Here is a 6132-nt window from a genome sequence, read left to right as displayed (position 1 = left end):
CGCCCCCCCCCCCCCCCCTCCCCCACCCCCCCCCCCCCCCCCCCCCCCCCCCCCCCCCCTCCCCCCCCCCCCCCCCGGGGCCGCCTCGGCCGCGGCAGCGGCGGCCTCGGCGGCGGCCGCCTTGCGGGCGGCCTTCAGCGCGGCGCGGGTCCGCTCGCGCTGCTCGCGCTCCCGGCGCTCGCGTTCCTTCTTGGCGGCCTTCTCGGCCGCCGCGTCGGCCTTGGTGAGGGAGATCGGGCGGGTCTCCTCGACCGGCGGGACCGGAGGCGGCTCCGGGGCGGCGACCGGCTCGGGGGCGTTGACCACGGCGGTGAGCATCGTCCGCGCCTGCTCTTCGCCGAGGCGCATGGCCGGGTCCTTGACCAGCAGCCCGTAGATGACCTCGGTCAGCGGCGCGCCGGCGTTCTGCGGCGGGTCCACGGGCTCGGTCATCACCGCGGTGAGCGTGGCGAGCGCGTTGCCCTTGTCGTACGGGGGCACGCCCTCGACGGCCGCGTACAGCAGCCCGCCGAGGGACCACATGTCGGCGGGCGGGCCGGGCTTCTGGCCGCGGGCGCGCTCCGGGGAGATGTACGAGGGGGCGCCGACGAGCATCCCGGTGGAGGTGATGGAGGGGTCGCCCTCCACCTGGGCGATGCCGAAGTCGGTGAGCACGACGCGGCCGGAGGCGGCGATCAGCACGTTGGACGGCTTCACGTCGCGGTGCAGGATCCCCTGGCGGTGCGCGGCGCGGAGCACGTCGAGCACGGCGAGGCCGACCTCGGCCGCGCGGTGCGGGGTCAGCGGGCCGTTCTCCCGGACGAACTCGGCCAGCGAGGGGCCCTCGATGAGCTCCATGACGATCCAGGGACGGGCGTCCTCGTCGACGACGTCGTAGACGGTGACGGCGCCCTCGCTGCGGATCCGCGCGATGGCCTTGGCCTCGCGGAGGGTCCGGGTGATGAGGCGGCGCTTCTCGTCCTCGTCGACGCCGTTGCCGAAGCGGAGTTCCTTGACGGCGACCGTCCGGCCGAGGACCTCGTCCTCGGCGCGCCAGACGGTGCCCATGCCGCCCTTGCCGAGCACGGCGCCCAGCCGGTACCGCCCGGCCAGCAACCGCCCCTCGCGCCGCGCCTCCTCGGCCGCCTCCTCGGCTTCGCCCCCGTCCGGATCCCCCGCCCCGGCGACCGCCACCTCCGAGGGCGCCCCCTTGGCGGAACCGCCCTTCGCGGGGGCTTCCTTCTGCGTGTCGGCCTTCGCGGGGACGTCCTTGACGGGCGCCACGCCCGCCACCGCACCCTCGGCGGCCCCACCCTGCTCCGCAGCCGCCCCGGCGGACTCGCCCTTGACGGACTCGCCCTGCGCGGAGGCAGCCTTGACGGACGGTTCCTTCACGGGGGCCGCCTTCTCCGCAGCCGCCTTCGCGGGCCGGTCCTGGGCGGACTCGCCCTGCGCGGGTACCGCGTCCACGGGCGCACCCTTGGCGGGCGCGCCGTTCTCCGCGCCGGCCTTCACAGGCACGTCCTGGACGGAAGCGCCCTTCTCCGCAGCCGCCTTCGCGGACACCACCCCGGCGGGCTCGTCCTTGACGGACTCGCTCTTCGAGAAGGCAGCCTTCACGGGCACGTCCTCGGCGGAAGCGCCCTTTTCCACGGTCACCTTCGCGGGGGCGTCCCCGGCGGGCACGCCCTGCGCGGAAGCCGCCTTGACGGGCGCGTCCTTCGCAGGCGCATCCTCCGGGGTGCTCGCCTTCGCGGGGGCGTCCGTCGCGGGCTCGTCCTCCGCGGGGGTCGCGGCCCGGGCCGGCTTCGGGGCCCGGGGGGCGTCAACGCCCCCGGCCGGCGCGGCCTTCGCAGCGGCAGCGGAACCGGCGGAGCCGGCGGCACCGCGCGGGCGGGGGACCGGGGCCGGTTCGGCCTTCTCGGGACCCCCGGCCGGAGCGGACTTCGACACCGACACCTTCGCAGCGGCAGCGGAACCGGCGGCGGCAGCCCCGTCATCCAGCTTCGCCGCAGGCGCCCCGGCAGACGACTCGGTGTGCTCCGGCTTCGACATGCGTCCCCTCTGCGATCGTGCAGCCTGCCCCGGCTGCCTCGGCAGCCGCCGGGGGGCACGGTAATCCACCCCGGCAGAAACCTCATTGTTGCTCACTCCGCATCCGACGGGAGCCCCGGGTCCGCCGGTTCCGCCTCCTGTATCTCGGAGTTACAACGGGACGATGTCGGGCGCCCCCAGGCGTGCCGCGTCCGCCGTCTGGTCGTCCGGCTGGCGCTGTGATTCCCGCTCCGCCTGGACCCGCTTCTCGTAGTGCTCGACCTCCTTCTCGATCTGCTGCTTGTCCCAGCCCAGCACCGGAGCCATCAATTCCGCACACTCGCGGGCCGATCGGGTCCCCCGGTCGAAGGTCTCGATGGAGATCCGGGTCCGCCGGGTCAGCACGTCGTCCAGGTGCCGGGCGCCCTCGTGCGAGGCGGCGTAGACGATTTCCGCCCGCAGGTAGTCCTCCGCACCGGTCACCGGCTCGGCGAGCCCCGGGTCGGCCTCGATCAGCCCGAGCAGTTCCTCCGTGAGGGATCCGTAGCGGTTCAACAGGTGTTCCACCCGCACCACATGGAGCCCCGTCCGCGCGGCGATGCGGGCGCGGCCGTTCCACAGGGCCCGGTAGCCCTCCGCCCCCACCAGCGGCACCTCCTCCGTCACACAGGCCGCGACCCGCTGGTCCAGCCCGTGCACCGCCTCGTCGACCGCGTCCTTCGCCATCACCCGGTACGTCGTGTACTTGCCGCCCGCCACCACCACCAGGCCCGGCACCGGATGGGCCACCGTGTGCTCGCGGGAGAGCTTGCTCGTCGCGTCCGACTCCCCGGCCAGCAGCGGCCGCAGGCCCGCGTACACGCCCTGGACGTCGTCCCGCGTGAGCGGCACGGCCAGCACCGAGTTCACGTGCTCCAGCAGGTAGTCGATGTCCGCGCTCGACGCCGCCGGGTGGGCCTTGTCCAGGTCCCAGTCCGTGTCCGTGGTGCCCACGATCCAGTGCCGGCCCCACGGGATCACGAACAGCACCGACTTCTCGGTCCGCAGGATCAGCCCGGTGCTGGAGTGGATCCGGTCCTTCGGGACGACCAGGTGGATCCCCTTCGAGGCCCGTACGTGGAACTGTCCGCGCTCCCCGATCAGCGCCTGCGTGTCGTCCGTCCACACCCCGGTCGCGTTCACGATCTGCTTCGCGCGGATCTCGTACTCGCCACCGCCCTCCACATCACGCACCGTGGCCCCGACGACCCGCTCGCCCTCGCGCAGGAAGCCGACCACCCTCGCCCGGTTGGCGCAGTGCGCCCCGTACGCGGCGGCCGTCCGGACGAGCGTGGCGACGTAGCGCGCGTCGTCCATCTGGGCGTCGTAGTACTGCAAGGCGCCCACCAGGGCGTCCTTGCGCAGGGCCGGTGCGATGCGCAGGGCCCGCTTGCGCGTCAGGTGCCGGTGCGTGGGCAGGCCCCGGCCGTGTCCGCTGGAGACGGACATGGCGTCGTACAGGGCCACGCCCGAGCCGGCGTAGAAGCGCTCCCAGCCCTTGTGCTGGAGCGGGTACAGGAAGGGCACCGGCTTCACCAGGTGCGGGGCGAGCCGCTCCAGCAGCAGCCCGCGCTCCTTGAGCGCCTCCCGCACGAGGGCGAAGTCCAGCATCTCCAGGTACCGCAGGCCGCCGTGGATCAGCTTGCTCGACCGGCTCGACGTCCCGGACGCCCAGTCACGGGCCTCCACCAGGCCCGTGGACAGGCCTCTGGTCACGGCGTCCAGCGCGGTGCCCGCGCCGACCACGCCCGCGCCGACGACCAGAACGTCCACTTCCCGTTCGGCCATCCGGGCGAGCGCCTCCGCGCGCTGTGCCGGTCCCAGTGTCGCTGTCCTCACGGCTGCCTCCCGTTGGTGCGGGCCGTACCCGCTCGGTGCGGGTGATCCCGCTCACATCCCCCGCTTCTCGATTCTGACCGGCCGCACCCACATCAGCCACCGCCTGTGGACAACACAACGGCGACCACCACCCCACAATGCGACATATCTGTCATATATACGCCTAGTCTGACATTGCGCCAGCTCCAGTCGTCCACAGGACTTGCGCGCACCGCCCCCTCATGCATGCCAGGGAAGGGAAGGGACGGCCCCCCATGCCCGCAGATCTCGCCGTCATCGGACTCGGCCACCTCGGCCTCCCCCTCGCCCAGGCGGCCGTAGCCGCCGGGATCGAGACCGTCGGCTACGACAGCGGCCCCGCCACGGACAGCACCCTCACCGCCGCCGAGATCCGCCGCATGTCGGCGGCCGGCTTCCGGGTCACCACGAACCCCGCCGAACTCGGCCGGGTCCGCACCGCGGTCATCTGCGCCCCCACCCAGCTCGGCGCCGACCGCGCGCTCGACCTCGGGGCCGTCGGCGAGGCGGGCCGCACCCTCGCCGCCCGGCTGCGCCCGCACACCACCGTGATCCTGGAGTCCGCCGCCCACCCCGGCGTCACCGAGGACTACCTGCGGCCCATCCTCGAAGCCGGCTCCGGCCTGCGGGCCGGCCGGGACTTCCACCTGGCCTACTCCCCCAGCCGCCTCGACCCCGGCAACCGGACCCACACCATCTCCAACACCCCCAAGGTGATCGGCGGCCTCACCCCCGCCTGCACCGAGTCCGCGCACGCCTTCTACGCCCGCCTCACCGAGAAGGTCGTACGCGCCCGCGGCCTGCGCGAGGCCGAGACCGTACAGCTCCTGGAGACCAACTACCGGCACGTCAACATCGCCCTGATGAACGAGATGGCCGTCCTCTGCCACGACCTCGGCGTCGACCTGTGGGACGTCATCCGCTGCGCCGAGACCAAGCCGTACGGCTTCCAGGCCTTCCGCCCCGGCCCGGGCGTCGGCGGCCACGGCGTGCCCCTCGACCCCAACTACCTCCCCCACACCACCCGCACCCCCGGCCACCCCCTGCGCATGGTCGGCCTGGCGCAGGAGATCAACAACCGGATGCCGCAGTACGTCATCCAGCGCTGCGCCACCCTGCTCAACGAGCACGGCAAGTCCGCGCGCGGCGCCCGCGTCCTCCTGCTGGGCGTCACCTACAAGCCCGACCTCGCCGACCAGGAGGGCTCCCCGGCCCGGGAGATCGCCAGCCGGCTCCTCGACCTGGGGGCGCTGATCAGCTACCACGACCCGTACATCGCGGGCTGGCGGGTCCGCGACCAGCCCGTACCGCGCGCCGACTCCCTCTACGAGGCCGCCGCCAACGCCGACCTGACGATCCTGCTCCAGCACCACCGCACCTACGACATGCAGGGCCTGGCGGTGAAGGCCCAGCTCCTCCTCGACACCCGCGGCGCCAGCCCGGCCGGCGCGGCCCACCGCCTCTGACCCGGACCCGGAGCCGGACACGCCCCAGGTCACGGCCGGATCGCGGTCCGGTCACCCGACCGAAATCCCCCGGTGGAATCCGACCCTCCCCTGTTAGCCTGCGGCGTCACTTATCCCGCACTTACGCCCTCCGGGCCCCGTGCGCCGAATCCCTGGGGGGGATTTCCGAATGAGCCAGAACTTCCAGCCGCCCGCACCCACACCCACGCCCTACGCCGAGGCCGTCGCCCCGGCCCCGGCGCGCAAGGGCAACGTCGGCCTCGGCGTCGTCGCCGCGGTCGTCGCGGGCCTGATCGCCGCGGCGGCGTACGGCGGCATCATGTACGCCATCGACCGGGAGCGTTCCTTCGGCGCGATCGGCATCGGCCTGCTCGTCGGCTACGCCGCCGGAAAGACCGGCGGCCGCAGCCCGGTCCTGCTCCCGGTCGCGGGCCTGGTGTCGATCGGCTCCGTCTACCTCGGCAAGATGTTCCTCTTCGCGCTCGCCCTGGCCGAGCTCAAGAACACGGGCGTGACCGAGGTGGTCGACGCCATCGGCATCAGCGGCCTCAACGGCATCGTCAAGGAGAGCATGGACTTCATGTCCTACGTCTTCATCGGCATCAGCGTGCTCGTCGCAGTCGGCGCGACCAAGAAGGCCAACGACTGACACCACGCGAACGCCGGAGGGGGGGGGGGGGGGGGGGGGGGGGGGGGGGGGTGGGGGGGGGTGGGGGGGGGGGGGGGGGGGGGGGGGGGGGGGGGGGGGGGGGGGGAT

4 protein-coding genes are annotated in these 6132 nt (G+C 73.8%); 2 read left to right on the top strand and 2 right to left on the bottom strand.

Annotated features, from left to right (window positions below):
* Together AC07A6_RS40630 and AC07A6_RS40625 are read right to left on the bottom strand one after the other, a co-directional pair.
* On the bottom strand, positions 1–1938 hold a 1938-nt coding region (locus AC07A6_RS40630), incomplete at its 3' end, for a serine/threonine-protein kinase (RefSeq protein ID WP_478780443.1).
* A gap of 246 nt (positions 1939–2184) precedes the next feature.
* Positions 2185–3891, bottom strand: coding sequence for a glycerol-3-phosphate dehydrogenase/oxidase (locus AC07A6_RS40625; RefSeq protein WP_478780442.1), 1707 nt, complete (start codon positions 3889–3891; stop codon positions 2185–2187).
* A 254-nt stretch (positions 3892–4145) separates the two neighbouring features.
* On the opposite strand from AC07A6_RS40625, the gene AC07A6_RS40620 reads away from it, so the two are divergent.
* Positions 4146–5375, top strand: a complete 1230-nt coding sequence (locus AC07A6_RS40620) for a nucleotide sugar dehydrogenase (RefSeq protein ID WP_362467188.1) — start codon at positions 4146–4148, stop codon at positions 5373–5375.
* Between the two features lie 169 nt (positions 5376–5544).
* Positions 5545–6024 carry a hypothetical protein gene (locus AC07A6_RS40615; protein WP_478780441.1) on the top strand — a complete coding sequence of 160 codons (480 nt, stop codon included), beginning with the start codon at positions 5545–5547 and terminating at the stop codon, positions 6022–6024.
* Positions 6025–6132: the final 108 nt, after the last annotated feature.

It is taken from the genome of Streptomyces sp. NPDC044002, assembly GCF_056434525.1.
This window is presented reverse-complemented; position numbering and strand designations above follow the sequence as displayed.

What these genes read in the sequence shown, in the direction of transcription:
- AC07A6_RS40615 (WP_478780441.1), top strand. Translation starts at nt 5,545, where the DNA reads ATGAGCCAGAACTTCCAGCCGCCCGCACCCACACCCACGCCCTACGCC.
- AC07A6_RS40620 (WP_362467188.1), top strand. Translation starts at nt 4,146, where the DNA reads ATGCCCGCAGATCTCGCCGTCATCGGACTCGGCCACCTCGGCCTCCCC.